The 21,260-nt window shown below is 49.9% G+C and carries 21 protein-coding genes and 1 riboswitch; of the genes, 17 read left to right on the top strand and 4 right to left on the bottom strand.

Annotation, left to right across the window (positions count from 1 at the left end; genetic code table 11):
• Positions 1-178 precede the first annotated feature (178 nt).
• Positions 179-279: riboswitch (glycine riboswitch) on the top strand.
• Positions 280-322: 43 nt separating this feature from the next.
• From gcvT to DU481_RS02085, 6 genes are read left to right on the top strand one after another with little or no spacing between them, the layout of a single operon-like run.
• Positions 323-1,414, top strand: coding sequence for a glycine cleavage system aminomethyltransferase GcvT (gene gcvT / locus DU481_RS02110; RefSeq protein ID WP_350131972.1), 1,092 nt, complete (start codon positions 323-325; stop codon positions 1,412-1,414).
• A gap of 43 nt (positions 1,415-1,457) precedes the next feature.
• The gene (gene gcvH, locus DU481_RS02105) at positions 1,458-1,847 is read left to right on the top strand and encodes a glycine cleavage system protein GcvH (RefSeq protein ID WP_350131969.1); all 390 of its coding nucleotides are present in this window, start codon (positions 1,458-1,460) and stop codon (positions 1,845-1,847) included.
• A gap of 58 nt (positions 1,848-1,905) precedes the next feature.
• On the top strand, positions 1,906-3,258 hold the full coding sequence (gene gcvPA / locus DU481_RS02100) for an aminomethyl-transferring glycine dehydrogenase subunit GcvPA (RefSeq protein ID WP_350131967.1): 1,353 nt from the start codon (positions 1,906-1,908) through the stop codon (positions 3,256-3,258).
• Positions 3,259-3,292: 34 nt separating this feature from the next.
• Positions 3,293-3,790, top strand: coding sequence for a thiol peroxidase (tpx, locus tag DU481_RS02095; RefSeq protein ID WP_090320631.1), 498 nt, complete (start codon positions 3,293-3,295; stop codon positions 3,788-3,790).
• 20 nt (positions 3,791-3,810) lie between these two features.
• Positions 3,811-5,262: an aminomethyl-transferring glycine dehydrogenase subunit GcvPB gene (gene gcvPB / locus DU481_RS02090; RefSeq protein ID WP_090320628.1), complete on the top strand. Its 1,452-nt coding sequence runs from the start codon at positions 3,811-3,813 to the stop codon at positions 5,260-5,262.
• 49 nt (positions 5,263-5,311) lie between these two features.
• A complete protein-coding gene (locus tag DU481_RS02085; protein ID WP_121165421.1) occupies positions 5,312-6,247 on the top strand; it encodes a carbohydrate kinase family protein in 936 nt (311 codons plus the stop codon).
• A gap of 18 nt (positions 6,248-6,265) precedes the next feature.
• On the opposite strand, the gene DU481_RS02080 is transcribed toward DU481_RS02085, so the two are convergent.
• Positions 6,266-7,117: an endonuclease/exonuclease/phosphatase family protein gene (locus tag DU481_RS02080; RefSeq protein ID WP_350131963.1), complete on the bottom strand. Its 852-nt coding sequence runs from the start codon at positions 7,115-7,117 to the stop codon at positions 6,266-6,268.
• 328 nt (positions 7,118-7,445) lie between these two features.
• Between DU481_RS02080 and DU481_RS02075 the strand changes: the two genes are divergently transcribed.
• Together DU481_RS02075 and DU481_RS02070 are read left to right on the top strand one after the other, a co-directional pair.
• Positions 7,446-8,072, top strand: coding sequence for an IS1595 family transposase (locus tag DU481_RS02075; protein WP_350132194.1), 627 nt, complete (start codon positions 7,446-7,448; stop codon positions 8,070-8,072).
• A gap of 435 nt (positions 8,073-8,507) precedes the next feature.
• On the top strand, positions 8,508-9,674 hold the full coding sequence (locus DU481_RS02070) for a response regulator (protein WP_350131960.1): 1,167 nt from the start codon (positions 8,508-8,510) through the stop codon (positions 9,672-9,674).
• Positions 9,675-9,924: 250 nt separating this feature from the next.
• Here DU481_RS02070 and DU481_RS02065 read toward each other — a convergent pair whose 3' ends face one another.
• The gene (locus DU481_RS02065) at positions 9,925-11,508 is read right to left on the bottom strand and encodes a MutS-related protein (protein ID WP_350131957.1); all 1,584 of its coding nucleotides are present in this window, start codon (positions 11,506-11,508) and stop codon (positions 9,925-9,927) included.
• Positions 11,509-11,703: 195 nt separating this feature from the next.
• On the opposite strand from DU481_RS02065, the gene DU481_RS02060 reads away from it, so the two are divergent.
• The 7 genes from DU481_RS02060 (at position 11,704) to DU481_RS02030 (ending at position 18,597) form a co-directional block, all read left to right on the top strand.
• Positions 11,704-12,852 (top strand): efflux RND transporter periplasmic adaptor subunit, encoded by a 1,149-nt coding sequence (locus DU481_RS02060; protein ID WP_350131954.1) that lies wholly within the window; start codon positions 11,704-11,706, stop codon positions 12,850-12,852.
• Positions 12,849-13,532, top strand: a complete 684-nt coding sequence (locus DU481_RS02055) for an ABC transporter ATP-binding protein (RefSeq protein WP_350131951.1) — start codon at positions 12,849-12,851, stop codon at positions 13,530-13,532. The genes DU481_RS02060 and DU481_RS02055 overlap by 4 nt, the downstream gene beginning before the upstream one ends.
• On the top strand, positions 13,519-14,721 hold the full coding sequence (locus tag DU481_RS02050) for an ABC transporter permease (RefSeq protein WP_350131948.1): 1,203 nt from the start codon (positions 13,519-13,521) through the stop codon (positions 14,719-14,721). Before DU481_RS02055 ends, DU481_RS02050 begins: the two co-directional genes overlap by 14 nt.
• A 7-nt stretch (positions 14,722-14,728) precedes the next feature.
• Positions 14,729-15,928, top strand: a complete 1,200-nt coding sequence (locus tag DU481_RS02045) for an ABC transporter permease (protein WP_350131946.1) — start codon at positions 14,729-14,731, stop codon at positions 15,926-15,928.
• A gap of 114 nt (positions 15,929-16,042) precedes the next feature.
• Complete coding sequence (locus DU481_RS02040; protein ID WP_350131943.1) at positions 16,043-17,356, top strand: OprO/OprP family phosphate-selective porin; 1,314 nt, start codon at positions 16,043-16,045, stop codon at positions 17,354-17,356.
• A gap of 52 nt (positions 17,357-17,408) precedes the next feature.
• Positions 17,409-17,969 (top strand): glutathione peroxidase, encoded by a 561-nt coding sequence (locus tag DU481_RS02035; protein ID WP_350131940.1) that lies wholly within the window; start codon positions 17,409-17,411, stop codon positions 17,967-17,969.
• A 4-nt stretch (positions 17,970-17,973) separates the two neighbouring features.
• Positions 17,974-18,597 carry a hypothetical protein gene (locus DU481_RS02030; RefSeq protein ID WP_350131938.1) on the top strand — a complete coding sequence of 208 codons (624 nt, stop codon included), beginning with the start codon at positions 17,974-17,976 and terminating at the stop codon, positions 18,595-18,597.
• Positions 18,598-18,642: 45 nt separating this feature from the next.
• Here the strand turns inward: DU481_RS02030 and DU481_RS02025 are convergent, their stop codons facing one another.
• Complete coding sequence (locus DU481_RS02025) at positions 18,643-19,347, bottom strand: FxDxF family PEP-CTERM protein (protein ID WP_350131935.1); 705 nt, start codon at positions 19,345-19,347, stop codon at positions 18,643-18,645.
• Between the two features lie 314 nt (positions 19,348-19,661).
• On the opposite strand from DU481_RS02025, the gene DU481_RS02020 reads away from it, so the two are divergent.
• The gene (locus tag DU481_RS02020) at positions 19,662-19,877 is read left to right on the top strand and encodes a hypothetical protein (RefSeq protein ID WP_350131932.1); all 216 of its coding nucleotides are present in this window, start codon (positions 19,662-19,664) and stop codon (positions 19,875-19,877) included.
• Positions 19,878-19,932: 55 nt separating this feature from the next.
• The gene (locus DU481_RS02015; RefSeq protein WP_350131929.1) at positions 19,933-20,589 is read left to right on the top strand and encodes a SagB/ThcOx family dehydrogenase; all 657 of its coding nucleotides are present in this window, start codon (positions 19,933-19,935) and stop codon (positions 20,587-20,589) included.
• 49 nt (positions 20,590-20,638) lie between these two features.
• Here the strand turns inward: DU481_RS02015 and DU481_RS02010 are convergent.
• On the bottom strand, positions 20,639-21,260 hold a 622-nt coding region (locus tag DU481_RS02010; protein WP_350131926.1), incomplete at its 5' end, for an IS3 family transposase.

Genomic DNA, 21,260 nt, shown 5'->3' with positions numbered 1-21,260 from the left:
GATCAGCAAAATTCACTGCAATCGCTTGTATAAACCCTTGTTCGTCAGGTATAGTTCGCACTTTGCCAAATCAATCCAAGCAGAAGAGTGCGCTAGTCATTAGCGCCGCCGAAGGCGTAACCTCCCCGGAATCGCTCAGGCAGGGTCAAACCCCGTTTGTTCCTTGAGAACTGCTTGCGACAGGCGATCTGGAGAGTGCCGGAACTGGTTCCGGCCACCGAAGGGGCATGCGGATTCAATTCTGTCAATCTCTCAGGTAAAAAGGACAGAGGGGCACGAAGTCATTCACTTTGAATGGCTCTATATTTTTGGGAGAAAAACCGTGCTGAAAATGACACCCCTGAATCAAACCCACCGCGATATGAACGCCAAAATGGTGGATTTTGGCGGCTGGGATATGCCGCTGCATTACGGCTCGCAGTTGGATGAACACCATAAAGTGCGCCAGGATGCGGGCATGTTCGATGTTTCTCACATGCTGCCGGTCGATATCAAAGGCGATAATGTGCGTGGCTTTCTGCGTCAATTGGTCGCTAATAACGTCGATAAACTGACCGTTCCGGGTAAAGCGCTGTATTCCTGTATGCTGACCCCACAGGCCGGCATTATCGATGATCTGATCATTTACTTTTTATCTGAAACTTGGTTCCGCATTGTGGTCAACGCGGGCACGGCTGACAAAGATGTAGCTTGGATGCTCAAACAACGTGATGCGCTGGCGCCTCATTTGGAAATTACTCCGCGGCGCGATATGGCCATGGTGGCGGTTCAAGGCCCCAATGCCCGTGCCAAAGTCTGGCAAGTGATCCCCGGTTCGCAAGCGGTGACGGAGGAATTGAAGCAGTTTCAATCCGCCGTCGTGGGACAATATTTCATTGCACGTACCGGCTATACCGGTGAAGATGGTTTTGAGATCATTCTGCCTGCCGCCGATGCGTCGGTGTTCTGGAAAGCATTGCATGCCGCTGGTGTTGCTCCTGCCGGACTGGGCGCGCGCGATACATTGCGGCTTGAAGCGGGGATGAATTTATACGGTCAGGATATGGACGAAACCAAGCATCCGTTGGAATCCGGTCTGGCCTGGACGGTTGATCTGAAAAGCGAGCGCGATTTCATTGGTAAGCAGGCATTGCTGGATACTGCTGTGACGCACCAATTGGTCGGATTGGTACTGATTGATCGTGGCGTATTGCGTAGCCACCAGGAAGTGGTTGGTCAAAAAGACGGTGCCGAATACAAGGGCGAAATCACCAGCGGCGGTTTTTCACCAACGATGAATCAATCGATTGCCTTGGCGCGTGTCCCGGTGCAAATAGCCGTCGGCGACGAAGTCGATGTCATCGTGCGTGATAAGAAACTGCGTGCCAAGGTGGTAAAATACCCGTTCGTGCGTAACGGAAAAGTGCTGATTTAATAAAAACTGTAACAAAAATATTACTTTTATCTGGAGTGAAAAAATGAGTATTCCAACCAATTTGAAATATAGTAAATCCCACGAGTGGGTGAGATCTGAAGCCGACGGCACGGTAACTGTTGGGATTACCCATCATGCGCAGGAATTGCTCGGCGATATGGTGTTTATCGAATTGCCGGATGTCGGACGCAAACTCAAACAAAAAGAAGAATGTGCCGTGGCGGAATCCGTCAAAGCAGCTGCCGATGTGTATTCACCGATTTCCGGTGAAGTGACCGAGGTGAATGCTCCGCTAGTCGATGAGCCGGGAAAAATCAACGAAGATGCATTTTCTTCCTGGCTGTTTAAAATGAAACCCAGCAATCCCGCCGAGATCGATGGACTGCTGGATGCCGCGGCTTACACCGAATTAGTGGAAAACGAAGATCACTAAGATTGGTTGCGTTTCTCGCTTTTTAATTTCCCATTACTTTAAGTTTTTAAGATAAATCATGCCGTTTATTCCACATACCGAAGAAGATATTGCCGAGATGCTTGCCAGCATAGGCGCGAAGTCAATTGAAGATCTGTTTGACGAAATTCCCGATGAACTCGTCAGCGGCGAGCTCACCGGTGTTCCGTCCGGCCTCAGCGAACTGGAAATCACGCGTCTGATGATGGAACGCGCGAACCAGGATGGTTTCTACCAGAATTACATCGGCGCTGGTGCGTATGAGCACCACATTCCGGCTGCTGTATGGCAGATCACCACGCGCGGCGAATTTTATTCTTCGTATACGCCGTATCAAGCGGAAGCCAGTCAAGGCACATTGCAGTTGCTGTATGAATATCAGTCGATGATGGCTTCGCTGACCGGTATGGATGTCTCCAACGCGAGTATGTACGATGGTGCCACGGCGCTGGCGGAAGCGGCTTTGATGGCGGTGCGTTCGCATAAAACATCGCGCCGTATCCTGATTCCGAAAACCGTGCATCCGGTTTACCGTCAGGTTGTACGTGCGATTGTCAGCAATCAAAAGATTGAAGTAGTGGAGCTGCCGTTCGATACCAAAACCGGTCAAGTTGATCCGGCATCACTGGCGAAAACGGATTTTGGCGATTTTGCCGCACTGGTGATTCCACAGCCGAATTTCTTCGGTGTGCTGGAACAAGTCGATGCCCTGACTGATTGGGCGCAGAGCAAAGGTGCATTTGCGATTGGCGTCGTCAATCCGACCGCGCTGGCGTTATTGACGCCACCCGGCGAATGGGGCAGCAAAGGTGCCGATATTGCCGTGGGCGAAGGCCAGCCATTGGGTATCCCGCTCTCTAGCGGCGGTCCTTACTTTGGTTTCATGGCGTGCAAGAATGAGCTGGTTCGCCAAATGCCGGGCCGTATCATCGGCCGCACTACCGATTTGGATGGTAAAGAAGGGTTTGTGCTGACTTTGCAAGCACGTGAACAGCATATCCGCCGCTCCAAAGCGACCTCCAATATTTGTACCAACCAAGGTTTGATGGTGACCGCGGCCACGATTTATATGGCGTTGACCGGTCCTGAAGGATTGCGCCGTATCGCCGCACAGTCGCACGCCAATACACTGGACCTGGTTGAACAATTGGAAAAAACCGGTGGCGTGAAAAGAACATTCAGCGGACCGACATTCCACGAAACCGTACTGACTCTGCCAAAGCCGACTGCTGAAGTGTTAGCCAAGCTGAAACAGAAAGGTATTCTGGGCGGATTTGATTTGCATGCGCATTATCCTGAATTAGGCAACGCTTTGCTGGTTTGTGCGACTGAAACGAAAACGGCAGCCGACTTACAAAATTATGCCGGCGCATTGAAACATGCGCTTGGTTAAAACATTATTTAAATTCATTTGAGAGGAAAAAACTATGGTTACTTTAAAAGGAAAGCCGATCAAACTTGAAGGCACTTTTCCCAAAGTTGGACAAAAAGCGCCTGCTTTTTCTTTAGTCAATCGTGATCTGCAAGATGTCACGCTGGCCAATTATGCCGGTAAAAAGAAAGTATTAAACATCGTGCCAAGCTTGGATACTCCGGTGTGTGCGATTTCCACGCGTAAGTTTAATCAGCAAGCCAGCAATATGGACAATACCGTGGTGTTGATTATCGCCGCTGATTTGCCTTTTGCGATGAGCCGTTTCTGCGATGCCGAAGGATTGGACAAGGTGATTACGTTGTCAACCATGCGTGGCGCGAAGTTCATGACAGATTATGGCGTTTTCATCGCCGACAGCGCGTTTGGCGGCATCACCGCGCGCGCGGTGATCGTGCTGGATGAGTCGGATACCATCATTCACGCCGAACTGGTTCCGGAAATTGCCGATGAACCCAACTACGATGCGGCTCTGGCTGCTTTGAAGAAATAAACTGAGATTGATCTTACATTATGCTGATATTTGAACACTCACGCAAAGGACGGCACAATTATTCGCAGTCACCTGCGACACCGGCTAGCAAATCCGCGATTCCGCAGAATTTGCTGCGTAAATCCAAAGTGCTTTTGCCGGAAGTTTCCGAAATGGATACGGTGCGTCATTACACTCGTTTGTCACAAAAGAATTTCTCGATCGATACCGAGTTTTACCCGTTGGGTTCCTGCACGATGAAATACAATCCGCGTGCGTGTAATTCATTGGCGATGCTGCCGCAATTCATATCCCGGCATCCATCGGCACCGGAAGACACCGGCCAGGGCTTTCTTGCCTGTATGTACGAATTGCAGGAAATTCTGAAATCGGTCACCGGTATGGCGGGTGTCAGCTTGACCCCGATGGCCGGCGCGCAAGGTGAATTGATCGGCGTGATGATGATTCGTGCGTATCACGAGTCGCGCGGCGATTTTGCCCGTACCGAGATTATTGTACCGGATGCGGCGCATGGCACGAATCCGGCGACTGCGGTAATGTGCGGTTTTAAAGTGGTGGAAATCGCCACCGACAAAGACGGTAATGTGGATCTGGATGCACTGAAGGCAGCTGTTGGCCCGCAAACTGCGGGATTGATGCTGACCAACCCTTCTACGCTGGGTGTATTTGAAAAGAATGTGGCGGAAATGAGCCGCGTGGTTCATGCCGCGGGCGGGTTGTTGTATTACGACGGTGCTAACCTGAATGCGGTGCTGGGCAAAGTGAAACCGGGCGATATGGGTTTCGACGTGATTCACATCAATTTGCACAAAACTTTCTCAACCCCGCATGGCGGTGGTGGACCGGGTTCTGCACCGGTCGGTGTGGCTGAGCGGCTGTTGCCTTTCATGCCGATCCCGATCGTAGCCAAGGAAGGTGATACCTATCGTTGGGTTGCCGAAAAAGATAAACCGCAATCGATTGGCCGTTTATCCGCCCACATGGGGAATGCCGGTGTGTTGCTGCGGGCTTATATTTATGTTCGCTTGCTAGGTATGCAAGGTATGCATCGGATTTCCGAGTTTGCTACCCTAAACGCGAATTACTTGATGGCGGAATTGCGCAAAGCCGGTTTTGAAATTGCTTATCCGAATCGCCGCGCCAGTCACGAATTTATTGTTACGATGAAAGACATCAAGGATAAGACCGGTGTAACGGCGATGAATCTAGCTAAGCGTTTGCTTGATAAGGGCTATCATGCGCCGACAACGTATTTCCCGTTACTGGTGCCGGAATGTTTGCTGATTGAACCGGCCGAGACGGAATCCAAGGAAACGCTGGATGCTTTCGTTGTATCGATGAAAGAAATCCTGAGCGAAATTGAGTCGCAACCGGATATGGTCAAAGGCGCACCGCATACCATGTCGGTGCGTAAACTGGATGATGTCAAAGCCGCGCGTGAGCTGGATTTGGCATGGAAACCCAGTGCTTGAGAACGTTAATAGTTGTTTTTCATCATTAATTAATATTGGCAGTTAAACTATGCGCACATTGATTTGTGGTTCTATCGCTTACGATAATATTATGGTCTTCCCGGATCATTTTAAGAATCACATCCTGCCGGAGAAAATTCACGTATTAAATGTCGCCTTTCTGGTTCCGGAAATGCGCCGTGAATTCGGCGGGTGCGCCGGTAATATCGCTTATAACCTCAAGATGTTGGGTGGTGAACCGGTAATGATGGCCACTGTCGGCGATGACTATGCGCCGTATGCGGCACGATTTAAGCAATTGAATCTGACCCAAGAACATGTGCAGCATGTTGCCGATACCTTTACCGCGCAAGCGTTTATCACGACGGATCTGGCAGATAATCAAATCACGGCGTTTCATCCGGGCGCGATGAATTTTTCCCATCTCAATTCAGTGAAAGAGTCGCGCGATATCCGTCTGGGCATTATCGCGCCAGACGGGCGTGACGGCATGCTGCAACACGCGCATGAATTTCATGAAGCGGGTATTCCGTTTGTTTTTGATCCGGGACAAGGATTGCCGATGTATAACGGGGAGGAACTGCTCGGTTTCATTGATAAAGCCGATTACATCGCGGTCAACGACTACGAAGGGGAAATGCTGCAAGACCGCACGGGACGCAAGCTGGAATCGCTGGCGAACAACGCCAAGGCGTTAATCATCACTCTGGGAGCGCAAGGCTCCATCATCTACGCCGATGGTAAAAAATATGAAATTCCCTGTGTAAAACCGAAAGAAATTGTCGATCCGACCGGGTGCGGCGACGCGTATCGCGCCGGATTGTTGTATGGCATCGTGAATAATTTTGATTGGCAAACAACAGGTCAGCTCGGCTCACTGATGGGTTCACTGAAAATTGCCCAGCGTGGCGGACAGAATCATCAATTTTCCCGCGATGAAATTGGTCAGTATTATTTCGAAAGTTTTGGCACGCGTATTTTCTAAGGCAAGCACTCCAGTCTCTCATTTGAATTCAACCCATAACGGTTGATGATCCGAAGCATCCGTCTCAGTATCGATACCAATGCTGCTGAGACGGCTTACCAATCCGTCAGTAATAAAAACAAAATCAAAGCACTCCGGCTGGTCAACAAAATCGGTTGAATGGATTCCGACAGTTGGCGCATGCGGCGTACCGGGGTATATAACCGGCCAAGCATCGTGAAAGCTCGGTGTGCTATTGTCGTCAAAGGGTGCGAGAATTTTTGCGCGTTCTGACGCAGTCGCCGGGAAGTTGAAATCACCACATAATAATGCTTCCGCGGGTCTGGGAAAAACTTCGAAGGTTCCGCCTTGTTCTTCTTTCAGGAATTTTCGCTGCGACATGGAGCAAGCATCGCGGTGCAAGTTCCGGATTGCGTCGATTTGAATTTCGCGCTGCTGTTGCGAATAGTACTCAAGATGTGTGGTCATGATGCGCAGCGATCCGATATCGGTAGCCACAACAGCTTCCACTAGCACTCGCTGCATGCTCGGTACGGCTAACTCCGCTTGCCATGGCAGCAAATGCCGCCAAACTTGACCAACTGGTAAACGAGTAAAAATCGCATTGCCGAATTGATTGCGTCCGCATCGACTGTCCGGTACATCGGTTGCTATGCCATAGATGACAGAATAGTCCGGGAGAAGTGCGGATAACTGGGCAATCTGATTTTCACTACGGCTACCCGGTAAACCGGGAAAATTGATCGCGACTTCCTGCAAGCAAATAACATCAAAATCCCCCAGTTGGTTGATTGTGCGGTTGATGCGCACAAGATCGACATGCCCATCTATTCCTCGCCCCCATTGAATATTCCAGCTTAACAGTCTCATATCGATTGAAGATTTTGTAATGAATGAACTTCAAAGTGTTAGTTTATAAATAGTCGATCAGATATATTTTTGTGTGCGTTTTCCCACATTCGTGTCAAATGGCTTTTGCTATGATCGTACTATTTTTACAATTAAATTAAGCAAGACAGCTGGTTCAAGTATAGCAACCCGTGATCGCTGGATTGCTGAATTTGTCAATTTGCACTTGCAAAAAATACTACAAAGAAAGCAACGTCATAATTGATTAGGCTCTAGACTAGCAGAGACAATCTGTTAGTCTAGAAAGATGTTAAGAAATAGTAAATTAAGTAACTATTGAGTTAAAAAGATAATTCAGTGCTTTAGCATTGATATACCAGCCAGTAAAGCAGCGCTGCTGTTAGGCAAAAATCGTAACACGATCAATCGCTGGTATGGTCTATTCAGGCAAGCAATATATCGTCATCAGACTGCCCTTAAAGATAAGTTGTTAGGTAGAGTGGAAGTTGATGAAAGCTATTTTGGCGCGAAACGGCATCGTGGCTATCACGGCAAACTCAAGCGCGGCCGTGGCACATTAAAGCAACCTGTATTTGGTGTATTTGAGCGGGATGGCAGGGTATACACCGAAATAGTACCGGATTGCAAACGCTTGACTTTACAAGCGGTGATATTGGGTAAGGTATCCATTGAAAGTGTCATTTATAGTGACGGTTGGCGTGGTTATAATGGCTTGGTAGACGTAGGATACTCCAAGCATTTTCGTGTATCTCATGGTGATAATGAGTTTGCTCGTGAAGGGCATTGCCATATTAACGGCATCGAATCGTTTTGGAGCTTTACCAAGCGGCGGCTTGCAAAGTTTAACGGCGTGTCAGTTAATTTTGAGCTGCATTTAAAAGAATCAGAATGGCGCTGGAAAAAGCATCCTGATGAGCTTGCCAGTGAACTATGGCAACTCATCAGATTTTATTAATCTCTCTGCTAGTCTAGAGCCTTGATTAATATTTTACGGTGATAGTTTTAACAGTATGGATGTTTCACAAAATAACGCATCATAGTTACTGCTTCATGCGTGAGATCTCCGTTTATCTGAATTAAATCTTTTAAAGTTTTTCAAATTAAATCCGAAATAAAACTTGGTCGATATTTAAGCAATAAAGAAATCAAACGACCGGCAAATTTTAGACTACGGGATATTCTAATTAGCTAGAAGAAATATTCGTAACAGTTTCTGTGACAGTGTTGCTAAGCATAAATGCTTATAGTTAACCAAGTGGTACATCGATTAAGAATGGTTTTTAATGGAAATGTCTTTTAGTAACCCTTCTTCAGATACTCATAGAGTGAATCAAAGAATGGCAAATTTGAGAATGAATTTAAAAGTAGTACTGTTTAAAGGTAAAGATAAATGACCAACAAAACAGAGCACATACTCGCAAGAATCTCGCACAGAAGAATTGATGAAACTAGAGTGCTGATTGTTGTAGATAAATATATCTCTGGCAAGACATTGAAAAATATACTGAATGATTGGGAATATAATATCATTGGTGTTTGCACTTCAAGTCAAGAAGCTTTAGTTAGAGTTAAAAAAGACAAACCTGATTTGATTCTAACCGACATGGAGTTGAATGATTGTGATGGTATCTACTTGGCGCAGCAATTAAATTTACAAACTGATAGCACGAATCTTTGTATTTATTTCACAGCTTATGCGAGTGATTTGATTGTGCAACGCACCATGACGATCGCTACTTCCATGGGCTGCGATATCAATAAAAACAGTACAAACAGACATCATGCGGATTTTGAATCTTGTTTTTGTCAATACTATGGTATTGATAAATCGAATGATCATATCAAGCAGCTTTCGGCTCAGCCTATCCGGGTCTTATTAGTCGATGATCAACAAATTGTACTTTGGGGATTGGAAAAGCTGATTAATAGCGAAAAGCCCAAAATGGAAGTTGTTGGGACTGCAACGAATATTTCCGATGCTAAACGCCTTATCTTGGAGAAAAAACCGGATATTGTTATTCTAAACACTTGCTTGGATGACATAGACTGCGTAAATTATATTCCTGATTTTGCAAGTGATGGAAATACGCGAGTGGTAATTTTTACTGAATCACATGATAAAGAAATCATTGACAGAGCAGTACTCAGTGGCGCGCGTGGAGTAGTGCACAGAAAAGAATCGATGCAAACGGTACTTCGCGCGATTGAAAAGATTTATGATGGTGAATTATGGCTTGATCGCATAACAACAGGGCGTATTCTTCTGCAAAATTCACGCATACGTGGAAAAATCTCTGCTGATGCAGATTCGGACAAAATCACAATGCTGACACGCAAGGAGTGCATGATCCTTAAAGCATTCTCAGATGGAAGTGGCGGAGAACAAAATAAGCAGATCGCGGCAAAATTGTGCATGAGTGAGCACACGTTGCGTAATCACCTGACCTCTATATTTAGCAAATTAGGTATTAAGAATCGATTCAGTTTATTTGCATATGCTAAGCAGCATTTCCAACACGTGGAATCCTCCGTGAACGAGTCAGCGAGAGGTTATTAACACGAGAATGCATTTTCTCGTTTTGTCAAACTGACAAAATGTATTAGCAAGTTCCGAATTTGAATAGACTGGGAAATTTGCCATTAGTTGTAGAAATTCGAATCAGCGAATTTCTAAATTGTTTCAGATAGTTTCTTCATTCTCCCGGTTTATTCATTTTTCTTTATGTAGTTCAGCGATTAAATCTTAACGGTGTATCCGGACTTAATTGCTTCCAAATAGCTTATAAGCGCGAGATCCAAAGGCAGGTTTATCTCTCTCGAGTCACGCTCTGCCGCTCTAAATGTTCCTCCACATCTTTCTGACTGAACCCAATCGCACTGGCTACTCGATCGGCATGACTGACTTTGGAGATGCCAGCGATCAGGCGGTGTGTCGGGCCTTGTGGCATGAATTCGACTTGCAGATACCGGCCGACACCGTCTTTTTGCAGCAATTCACAGAGTTCATGATTGTGCGTGACCAGCAAAGTACTTGCGCCGAGCTTATGGAACCCCTTCAGGATATATTCCGAAATCGTCATTTTTTCTTCGAAAGTCGTGCCTTCGGATAATTCATCCAGCACCACCAGGCTGCGTGGTGTGGCATTGAAGAATATTTCGCGCGTGCGCTGGAGCTCATGGCCGAAGCGTCCCATCGCGGCGCTGAGTTGGCCTGGATCGGGCACTTGATAATAGAGATGCTCTGCCGGAACCAGTTGCCCTTGCGTGGCGGGAATGTAGCAACCGATTTGCCCGAGTAACTGGATTTGCACGATGGTTTTGCAATATGCCGTTTTGCCGCCGCTGTTCGGGCCGGTGATGATTAGTACCCGGCCTGCCAGATCGAGATGAACATCGTTCGGCACATAGTCCGGTATTGCCTTGATCAGCAATGGATTCCTGGCCTGACTGACGGTTAAACGGTGCTGTTTCTCATCGATAATTTCCGGCAAGATTTTATCGCCGGTACATGATTGTCCATAACGGTAGAAAGACAGCAATTCATCGAGTAATCCCAATGCTTCGACCGCTTTGGCCAAATCCGGGCTTTCGCGGAATTGCTTGCGCAGCGGGTAAATGATCGAGTCGCGGTCGGAAACACCCATTGCCAGCAGGATAATCGGAAGCACCGGCGCAGTCAGCGCTAGAATGCCGTAACTGATATACGACGTGCCAAATTGCGGCATCAGGGTTTCAAAGAAGAATAAGATGCCATAACCGCCGGCGAGGAAAGTCAGCATCGGTATAATTTTAAATAGCGAAGGCTGGAAGCGCGAATACAGATCAAAACCGGATTTCTCTTTTTTAGTTTTGAATTTCCCGCCCATCGAATAAACCGGGCCTTTCATCAGCGCGTAAGTCCTCGATTGGCCAAAATCATGAATGGCATCGAGCAGCGTGCGTAAATATGCCGACTGCGGGCGTGGTAATGTGACGGCTTTCTCAACCAGATCGACCGCAAATTGAGTACCGTCTTGATACTGCCGGTAGCCGTAGCCGCCGAATTCCAGCTTATCGCTGCGGCTGCTCGGTTCATCGGTTGCAAAACCGCCGGAAAACTCGCCGTACAGCAGATGCTTCAATGACCGTTCACCGGAAACGACTTGCTCGGTAAGGGTCGCTAAAGCGCTATAAAGCTCAGGGTTCGTTTCGATTTCACGCAGCGCGATCTGTTTTTGCTGTATGACCTGCGCATCCTGATTCGGGCGGGCTAGCGACCGGTACAGCGCCATGCGGCCGGTTTCGGTTTTTGTGCGGTCAATGGTATGAAACAGCGCTTCGGTTTCTATCGCCGCAAATGTTTTCGGATCAAGCGCTTCGTAATCCGCCTCAGTGGGTCGTATATCCTCCATGCTCCGGGGTTGGTCGGAATCGGATAAGATGAATTTTTTGCGCCAGATATCAATCATACGAAAATGTCTATGCAAGGTTTTTGATGAATTGCCAGCAAACGGCTTTATGCGTTAACGAACGTGTAAAATACGCATATTTGCAACGAAACACAACACACGATCACCGGATATCGTACTGACCTCATTCACCCAATCATGCCGCCCCTCAAGAAACCGTTCAAATTAATCAGCTTTGCCCTTATGGTTAGTGCAATCGCACTGGCCGGTTGGTATTACACCCGCCCCAAACCACTGGAGGTGGAATTGGCCACGATTGCACCAGGCAGTGTCGAAGCCACTATCGTTAACACGCGCGCTGGCACGGTCAAATCCTGCCAGCGTTCCGATCTGGCACCGATTACCGGCGGGCAGATCGCCAAAATCTGGGTGAAGGAAGGCGATCATGTACAAAAGGGGCAGGTGTTGCTGGAACTCTGGAATCAGGATTTGCAAGCCCAACGCGAACTGGCGCAGCGGCAGCTGACGATGGCGCAGGAACGGCGCCGCGAAACCTGCATTCTGGCGGAAAACGCCCGGCGCGAATCGAACCGCACGCAACAATTAGTAGAACAAGGTTTTGTCAGCTCGCAACGTGCCGACGATGCCAATGCCAATGCGCGCTCGCGTCAGGCCAGTTGTGAAGCGGCCAGCACCGATATCAAACGCGCCGAGGCGCAGATTCGCGTATCGCAAGCCGGAATTGACCGGACTGTGATCGTCGCGCCTTTCTCCGGGGTGATTGGTAAAATTTCCGGTGAGCTGGGCGAATTCACCACGCCGTCGCCTCCGGGCATTCCCACGCCGCCGACGATCGATCTGATCGACGACAGTTGTTTGTACGTCACGGCGCCGATGGACGAAGTCGATGCGCCCAAAATCAAAGTTGGGCAAGAAGCACGTATTACACTGGACGCGATGCCGGGCAAAATTTTCCCAGGTAGAATCCGGCGCATTGCGCCTTATGTGACTGAAATCGAGAAACAGGCGCGTACCGTCGATATCGAAGTGGATTTTCTGCAAGTTTCGGCGGATACGCTGCTGGTGGGTTATAGCGCCGATGTCGAAGTCGTGCTGGAACGCAAGGACGATGTGCTGCGCATTCCAACGCAAGCAATCCGGCAAGATAAAAAAGTCTGGTTAGTGGATACCAATGATCGCCTGGCGGAACAGACGCTGGAAACCGGCCTGAGCAACTGGAGCTTCACCGAAATCCGCACCGGCCTTAAAGCGGGAGACCGCGTGCTGATCTCATTTGATCAAGACAAAATCAAGGCCGGTGTTGCGGTGCAACCCAAGAATCCATGATTCACCTGAGCGCGATTACGCGCACATTTCACATGGGTGATCAGGTGGTGAATGCGTTAAGCGACATTAATCTGCACATCGCCTCCGGCGAGTATGTCTCGATTATGGGGTCTTCCGGCTCGGGAAAATCTACGCTGCTGAATATCATCGGCTTGCTGGACCGGCCCGATAGCGGGCGTTATGAACTCGATGACCGGTTGATCACCGATTTGCCGGAAACGGAGCAAGCGCAAATCCGCCGGGAAAAAATCGGTTTTGTTTTTCAATCGTTCCATCTGATTCCGCGCCTGACCGCGGCGGAAAATATCGAACTGCCGCTGGTCTTGAGCGGCATCCCGCCGGAACAACGGCAAATCCGTGTCAATGAGGCGTTGCAAGCCTTTGAGCTGAAACAGCGTGCCAGTCATCGTCCCGCCGAGCTTTCCGGCGGACAACGCCAGCGTGTAGCGATTGCACGCGCGACGATCATGCGGCCCAGCGTCATTCTGGCCGATGAACCGACGGGAAATCTGGATCATCAGATCGGCGCTGAGGTGATGGCGCTACTGGAAAATCTGCATCATGGCGGAACCACATTGATTGTCGTCACGCACGACCGCGAGCTGGGTGCGCGCGCACACCGCCAGATCGCGATGCGTGATGGGAAAATACTCACGGATCAAGCCAATGACGCTGGTTGATACCTTACAGACGTCGTTTAAAACGGTGGTGAGTTACCGCGTCCGTTCGTTGTTGATTATCCTGGCGATGGCGTTGGGTGTGGCTGCGGTCGTGGTGTTGACGGCGCTAGGCGACGGTGCGCGGCAATATGTCATCAACCAGTTTTCTTCCATCGGTACCAATTTGCTGGTTGTATTACCGGGGCGCGCGGAAACTTCCGGCTCATTTCTCGGCGCCGTGCTCGGCCAAACGCCGCGCGATCTGACGTTGAAAGATGCGCAACTGCTGGGCCGGTTGCCGCAAGTGCGGCGCTATGCGCCGCTCAATGTTGGCGCTGCGGAATTATCCGGTGCCAATCGCCTGCGCGAAGTTACCGTGCTGGGCAGCAATGCCGACTTGATACCGATCCGGCACATGAAACTGGCGCAGGGAGGGTTTCTGGCGCACGGCACAGAGCGTAATGCGCAAATCGTATTGGGCGCAAAAATAGCCAATGAATTCTTTCCTCGCAGCCAGGCCATCGGCCAGCGCGTGCGCTTGGGCGATAGCCGGTTCATGGTGTCCGGCGTCTTGGCGGCGCAAGGGGAATCGATGGGGTTTAATACCGATGAGATCGTCATCATTCCGATTGACTATGCGCAAGCCATGTTCAATACCACATCGCTATTTCGTATCCTGATCGAAGCCAAAAGCCACAGCGACATTGAATCGGCTAAGCAGGCCATATTGGCAACCCTGAAGCAAAGTCACGACGGCGAAGAAGATATTACCGTCATTACGCAGGATGCTATCCTCGCGACCTTTGACCGCATTCTTCACACCATGACGCTGGCAGTTGCCGGAATTGCCGCGATCAGTTTGATTGTTGCCGGTATTCTGGTCATGAACGTGATGCTGGTGGCGGTCAATCAGCGCACGGCGGAAATCGGTTTGCTGAAAGCCATTGGCGCAACATCCCGCGATATCCGCCGGTTATTTTTCGCCGAAGCGGTGTGGTTGTCGTTTGCCGGTGCCATTTTCGGATTTCTGCTGGGGCAATTCGGCAGCTTGATGCTACGCCTGGCTTATCCGCAGCTTCCTGCCTGGGCGCCAGCCTGGGCTTCGATAGCCGGAATCCTGGTGGCGCTGATTACCGGTATCGTGGCCTGTCTTTGGCCCGCCACCCAAGCGGCCCGGCTCGATGCCGTGAAGGCTTTGAGTAAACGCTAGACAAGCGATGAATATTGTCGACACCTTCCAATTTGCTTTCCGGTCGTTAACGGCGCATCGGCTACGTACTATTTTATCGGCATCCGGAATTGCCATCGGTATCGCCGCTGTGGTTTTGCTGACTGCGATCGGTGACGGTGTGCAGCGTTTCGTGCTGGCGGAATTCACGCAGTTCGGCACTAATATCGTTACGATTACGCCGGGAAAAATCAATACGCACGGCGGTTCGCTCGGTGCGATCGGCAGCGCACGGCTGCTGACCATTGACGATGCCATCGCATTGAGACAAAGCCGTTACGCGCAATATACCAACGCCAGTGTGACCGGTAATGCGGAAATCCGCGCGCAAGGTCGCAGCCGCCGCGTCACGGCGTATGGACAGGGACCTGATTTTGCGCGGGCGTTCAACATGCAAGTCGCTATCGGGCAATTTCTGCCCGATGACGATCCGCGCAACCCGCGTGCGTACGCCGTGCTCGGCGCTAAAGTGCGCAATGAATTGTTTGGCGATGCCAATCCGTTGGGTGCGTTACTGCAAGTCGGCGGGACGCGCTTTCGCGTGATCGGTGTGATGGCGTCGAAAGGCAATGTGCTCGGTTTTGATTTTGACGATACGGTTTTTGTGCCTACGGCCCGGGCTTTGGAAGTATTCAACCGGCAAGGCGTGATGGAAATCAATTTTTCCTATCACCCGGATGCGCCAGTGCAAGCCGTGGTCGAGGACATTAATCGTATTCTGGTTACGCGGCATGGGCGCGAGGATTTCACCGTCAAGCCGCAACAGCAGATGCTCAGCACGTTATCCACCGTACTCAGTGTGTTGAAGTTTGCGGTCGCCGCGCTGGGCGGCATTTCGCTGATTGTCGGCGCGGTCGGCATGATCACGCTGATGCACATCGCGGTTTCCGAACGGGTATCGGAAATCGGCCTGCTCACCGCATTAGGTGCTACGCGCGGGCGCATCCGTCTGTTGTTTTTGCTGGAGTCGACCGCGTTGTCGACCATCGGCGGTTTGGCGGGGCTACTCATCGGATCGGGTATCGCCGGGTTGCTCAAACTGTTGATCAGCGGATTACCGGTGAGTATTCCATGGAATTTTGTGTTCGGTGCGCTCGGTTTGTCGCTGGTGATTGGTCTTGCTGCGGGCGTGGTACCGGCGATGCGCGCAGCAAAATTGAACCCGGTGGATGCCTTGCGCACCGATTAGGCATCGATTTATCCGGTTGCAGCGCCAGACCCAATGACAATGGACAATGTCATGCACTCGTTTTGGGTTGAGATATAATCGAACGCACTTCGTTCATACAAGGGTGGGGGCGGTGTGCTGGCATGTAAACAAAGCCTGAAAAGCGCGATCAAGCTCTGTAATATCGTAGTACTGACTCATTTTGGCATTGCGTCATGCCATGCGGTTAACTTCACCTACAAGGGCGGCCCCAGGATCAAGTCCGATGACGGTAATTTCGAAATCGGCCTGAATGGTCGCGGCCATTTCGATGTGCATTCGTTGTATCCGGATCAGGCAAATCCGGATTATCCCGCGTTTGGCAGTCAGCTATTGAGCGGTAATGATCGCGACGGATTCAATTGGCGCAGAACCTACGCGACGATCACCGGAAAAATTTACGGTATTAATTTTAAATTCGAGAATGATTTCGCAGTCAATGCCACTACCGCTTTTCCGCATAGCCTGCGCGAAGCTTGGGTAGCCGCCAAATTAGGGCCGGGCCAGCTCACAGTCGGGCAATTCAAAGCGTACCGGGGCCTGGAAGAAATCACCAGTTCCAACGAAATTACCTTCATGGAACGCCCATCCACGTCATCCACCGGAATCTACAGCGGACGGCAATTTTTAACCGGCATCGGCTACCGCGCGCTAGTCAAGGATAATCTGGGTTTCGGCATTGATGTGATGAGTCTGTCGCATTTCGGCCTGCCTGTGGAAGGCATCAGTTATGGCGGACGTGTGGTTTGGCTGCCGGTCTATCAAGAAGGCCATATTCTGCATCTCGGACTTTCCGCCAGCCGGGATACCGCCAATAAAGATTCGCTGTCCGCCAGAATTGTCGATGTGTACGGCGGACGCCAAGGCATCAGCCAATCGCTAGGAACCGCCGGAGCCAGCTTGGGCGCGCCCAATCACAATAGCCAGTCGACTTTTGCCGCAGAAGCGGCATATTCCGCCGGACCGTTCACACTGCAAGGCGAATACGCCATCGCGCGGCTCGATAACACGCATCAAGTCAGCGGAAGTAACCGGGATTCCACGATTCAGGCTTTCTATGCGCAGGCAAGCTGGTTTGTTACCGGGGAACATGCCGTGTATAGAAAAGACCGCGGTGCTTTCGGCAAACCGCAGCCAAGCGGCAAATGGGGCGCGCTGGAATTAGCCGGGCGCTATGATCTGGCGGAAAATTTCAGTCAAAGTCTCAGCGCCAATCCGTGCCGCAGCGGCACGTCAAAATGCCAGGTTCAAGTCATTACGCTGGGTTTGAATTGGTATCCGTATCCGAATACCCGCTTCATGTTCAACTACTACCTGACCGAAGCCATGCGCGGAAATGCTGGCATAGGTACTGCGGCGCATACCGATCATCTGTCGGTTTTTTCTTTCCGCACTCAAGTCAGTTTCTAATGCGCGAAGTAAGATAGAATAATCTTTGCTATCCGTTTCGATGCAGCCCACAATGATTGAGGAGATCGCCATGCGTATTTTGCTCGTTTTACTCACAACTTTTTTGATGAACCCCGTTTATGCCGCCTGCAACAGTTCACTGTTGGATCAGAATTTCCGCAAGCTTGCCGGAAGTGATACGGTGAATTTATGCGAAGCTTATTCCGGCAAAGTGCTGCTCGTTGTCAACACCGCCAGTAAATGCGGTTATACGCCGCAGTATGAAGGCTTGGAGAAATTGCATGAAACCTATGAGCAGAAAGGGCTGGTTGTATTGGGCTTCCCGTCCAACGACTTCATGGGACAGGAACCCGGAACCGAAACGGAAATTCAGGATTTCTGCCGCCTCACATACGACGTCAAATTTCCGATGTTCGAAAAAACCCCGGTGAAAAAAGGCCATGCCCACCCTTTCTATGTGCAATTGGCGGAATTATCGGGTACTTATCCAACCTGGAATTTCCAGAAATACCTGATCGGGCGCGACGGCAAGCTGATCACACAATTCACCCCGCATACCAAGCCATCCGATCCGGCGGTAGTGTCGGCGATCGAACAGGCTTTGCAGCAATAACGCGATGAACCAGGAACCTGATTCTTCAGGTAATCCAGGCGAACAAAAGCCGGGAATCAGCATCGCCTCGATTCTGGGGTTGTCGGTGTTTTTGGGATTAATCACCGGTGCCGGGGCCGGTGTGTCGCTAATCCTGCCGGTTACGCTGATTTCCGCGATCATTCTCTACGTCAATCGCGATAAAATCGCTGCTTCGGGGGCACCGGAAAAAGGTGCGCGGAAAAGTGCCAAACCAGTACAAGGCACTTATGTCTGGCCGGAGTTCGGCCGATTTGCCTGCACCATCTCAACGCAACCGTATCAGCAGGCGATTGAGCAACTGGCGCAGGAAAACGGTATCGATTTTGAAAATGCTGCGACCGCTCAATCACACGCCCTGAAAGCCCACCTGATACCAGACAATACCAACCCCTACGATAGCGATATTGTCAGTGTCAACATTAACAATCACACCGTCGGCTACTTTGATCACCAGCCCGCGCGCAATTTTCTTGATCAGCTTGAAGAAAAGGGATTGTCCGGACAGGCTACGATATGCAATGCGATGATTACGAAGAGTGCTGACGCGGATGGCAAAAAGCCGGGCTATGGCATCAGGTTGGATATCGAAATATCATCAGATGCCTAGGCAGAAAATCCACTGCCTAGGCTTTTTAAAGTACCGCAAGCGAACTTAAACGTGCGATTTTCTGCGGCGTGCGGCAAAACCCAATAACCCAAGACCTGCCAGCAGCATAGCGTAAGTTTCAGGTTCGGGGACGGCTGTTATTTGAAACGCTAATTCTGTGGTGTGGGCATTCCAACTATTGCCATCACCTAGACGAAAAGCGCTGCTACCTACGGGGTTTGAATTTTCCCACAGCCAATCATCCGTGAAACCGCTGGTGTTGTTGACAACTGATAACCAGTACGTCGTTCCGGCAACCAGTGTAGTTGATGGTATGGCGGCTGAATAATTGTAGATGTCGATACTAAAGGTCGCGTCATCGATACCGCTGTCTACGCGATTGACGGCATTGCCGACACTGAAAGAATAGATTGGGTTGATGTCTGGAACGCCGCCTAAATCACCAAATATTCTGATCAGGAAGTTATCCGTGGCTGCCGGTGAATTGGTCGAATAATACGAACCACTCCAGTTCACACCTGTGAGGGTACTGCTCCCGGCGATTAGAACAAAGTTATCCGCCATCTGTTGATTTACGCCATCAAAATCACTCCACCAGCCCCTGCTTCCATCAGGCCCGCCGTTATCATAATTGATCCCGGCGGCAGCGGCCGGAGCTACCCAGCCGATAGAGGACAACGCCACAACCAGCACCGCTGCCGATTGGAATTTTTTACTCGCTGTTAAGGTTAGAGCATGTATTTCATTCATTTTATTTCTCCTAACTCTAAATTGGAAATGCCATTGTAGTTCAAGAAAAAGATGGTGCCTATAAGTAATTTGCTTATTTTTTCAATAGAGTAAGTGTCATTCGACTTGCACAAAGCTTTGTTTCAAAGGCGCGGTGATGACGGGTGTTTGCTATTTTTCCCATCGCATGTCTCTGGCAGCGGAATCAACATTTACTATGAAATTTTAGCCTGAAAGCTTCTTTGCTCACACTGCGACAGATCGATGAGCAAAGAAGCTTTTTAACCGATGCAACTAAGTGCGCATGGAACTAATTCACGCGGATGCCAATATAAGTGGCGTTATTGGCTTCCCACCAGGCTTGGTTTTCATTGTTGTTGGCGACGACGCCGGGTTCATCAGTCTGTAATAAAAATCACAGCGGCGCGTTACTCAGTGAACTCATCGCAGGCAACGATGGCAGTTCAATGGGTGATAAAGTGGATATGCGCTGCGCTTGCTGCGTTGTTTATTATCAGCATCAACTGCATGAAAAATCAACCTGGTTTTAACCGTTGATGAAAGCGCGTATGCTTAAGGCGATAGCGTAGAGAAAGGAGATAACGCATGCATACCATTGGCAAATTCGTACTCGGTATGATGGGACAATTGTGGCCAAAACCGGCTGTGGGGGATGCCGCAACTGCGATAGTTCTGCCGCCACCGGAAAAACACGGGGGCATTCCAGTGATGGAAGCACTGGCCAAACGTCATTCGTCACGTGAATTTGCCCCCGATGCGTTGCCTTTGCCGTTGTTATCCAACCTGCTGTGGGCGGCGTACGGCATCAACCGGGAAGATGGCGGCCGCACCGCGCCTTCCGCGCTCAATGCGCAGGAAATCGATATTTTTGTGGCACTACCTACGGGTGCATACCGCTACGATGCGGTTACCCATACGCTAATGCTCGTTGCTGCCAACGATGTGCGGCGCATCACCGGTTATCAGGATTTCGTCGACGAAGCGCCGCTGGATTTGGTCTATGCCGCCGATTACACGCGCCTGAGCCGGGTACCATTCAGCCAACGCGAGTCGTATGCCTCGGTAGAAGCCGGCGCCATCGCGCAAAACGTTTATCTGTTCGCGGCGAGCAACAACCTGGCAACCGTGCTACGTGCTTGGATCGACCGTGCGGCGATTGCCGAAGCACTGGGGTTGACGCATGATCAGCAGGTGTTGCTGTCGCAGACGGTGGGGTATACGAAGTGTAAAGTAGTTGCTTAATCAAACGAACAAGGAACTAGGAAATGAAGATTGGGTAATCCACCCATATTTAACAGGAGTTTGCAGTAGAGGGTTTTAGTTTAAAAGCTTCTGCCAACTTCATGGCTGGCGTTATACCTCCAAGCGCCATGCTCGGACGTTCATTATTGTAAATCCACAACCACTGTGTCGCAGTGAGTTGCGCCTCTTCAATGGTTGCAAAGTCATTCATCTCCAGCCATTCATGCCGAACAGTTCTGTTATAGCGTTCTATATAAGCATTCTGTTGTGGTTTTCCTGGCTGAATGTAATCAAGTTGTATTCCTCGAATTTCTGCCCAACAACAAAGAGTGCTACTGATATTTTCGGGCCCGTTATCACAACGAATCTTTTGGGGTTTGCCGCGCCATTCAATAATCCGATCCAGAGCCCGCGTAACGCGTTCTGATGGAAGCGATACATCCACCTCGATTCCCAACCCTTCACGGTTGAAGTCATCCAGCACATTAAAAGTTCGAAAAGATCTGCCATTGGTGAGTTGATCAGCCATGAAATCCATCGACCATGTGTCATTGGGCCGTTCTGGCACAGCCAATGGCTCGGGCTTACCCCGCTTTAACCGCTTGCGCGGCTTAATTCGTAAATTTAATTCCAGTTCACGGTAAATACGATACACCCGTTTGTGGTTCCAT

Origin of the sequence: Nitrosomonas sp., assembly GCF_040240425.1 — a bacterium.
Lineage (GTDB): Bacteria > Pseudomonadota > Gammaproteobacteria > Burkholderiales > Nitrosomonadaceae > Nitrosomonas.
Note: the sequence above shows the minus strand (reverse complement) of the source record. Positions and strands in the feature narration are given on the sequence as shown.

Excerpts from the sequence above, each read along its gene's own strand:
- DU481_RS02035 (WP_350131940.1), top strand. The coding sequence starts at position 17,409 with ATGATTGAGGAGATCGCCATGCGTATTTTGCTCGTTTTACTCACAACT.
- DU481_RS02055 (WP_350131951.1), top strand. The coding sequence starts at position 12,849 with ATGATTCACCTGAGCGCGATTACGCGCACATTTCACATGGGTGATCAG.
- DU481_RS02080 (WP_350131963.1), bottom strand. The coding sequence starts at position 7,117 with ATGAGACTGTTAAGCTGGAATATTCAATGGGGGCGAGGAATAGATGGG.
- DU481_RS02025 (WP_350131935.1), bottom strand. The coding sequence starts at position 19,347 with ATGAATGAAATACATGCTCTAACCTTAACAGCGAGTAAAAAATTCCAA.
- DU481_RS02060 (WP_350131954.1), top strand. The coding sequence starts at position 11,704 with ATGCCGCCCCTCAAGAAACCGTTCAAATTAATCAGCTTTGCCCTTATG.
- DU481_RS02045 (WP_350131946.1), top strand. The coding sequence starts at position 14,729 with ATGAATATTGTCGACACCTTCCAATTTGCTTTCCGGTCGTTAACGGCG.
- DU481_RS02050 (WP_350131948.1), top strand. The coding sequence starts at position 13,519 with ATGACGCTGGTTGATACCTTACAGACGTCGTTTAAAACGGTGGTGAGT.
- DU481_RS02030 (WP_350131938.1), top strand. The coding sequence starts at position 17,974 with ATGAACCAGGAACCTGATTCTTCAGGTAATCCAGGCGAACAAAAGCCG.
- gcvH (WP_350131969.1), top strand. The coding sequence starts at position 1,458 with ATGAGTATTCCAACCAATTTGAAATATAGTAAATCCCACGAGTGGGTG.
- DU481_RS02065 (WP_350131957.1), bottom strand. The coding sequence starts at position 11,508 with ATGGAGGATATACGACCCACTGAGGCGGATTACGAAGCGCTTGATCCG.
- DU481_RS02070 (WP_350131960.1), top strand. The coding sequence starts at position 8,508 with ATGACCAACAAAACAGAGCACATACTCGCAAGAATCTCGCACAGAAGA.
- gcvPA (WP_350131967.1), top strand. The coding sequence starts at position 1,906 with ATGCCGTTTATTCCACATACCGAAGAAGATATTGCCGAGATGCTTGCC.
- tpx (WP_090320631.1), top strand. The coding sequence starts at position 3,293 with ATGGTTACTTTAAAAGGAAAGCCGATCAAACTTGAAGGCACTTTTCCC.
- gcvPB (WP_090320628.1), top strand. The coding sequence starts at position 3,811 with ATGCTGATATTTGAACACTCACGCAAAGGACGGCACAATTATTCGCAG.
- DU481_RS02085 (WP_121165421.1), top strand. The coding sequence starts at position 5,312 with ATGCGCACATTGATTTGTGGTTCTATCGCTTACGATAATATTATGGTC.
- DU481_RS02015 (WP_350131929.1), top strand. The coding sequence starts at position 19,933 with ATGCATACCATTGGCAAATTCGTACTCGGTATGATGGGACAATTGTGG.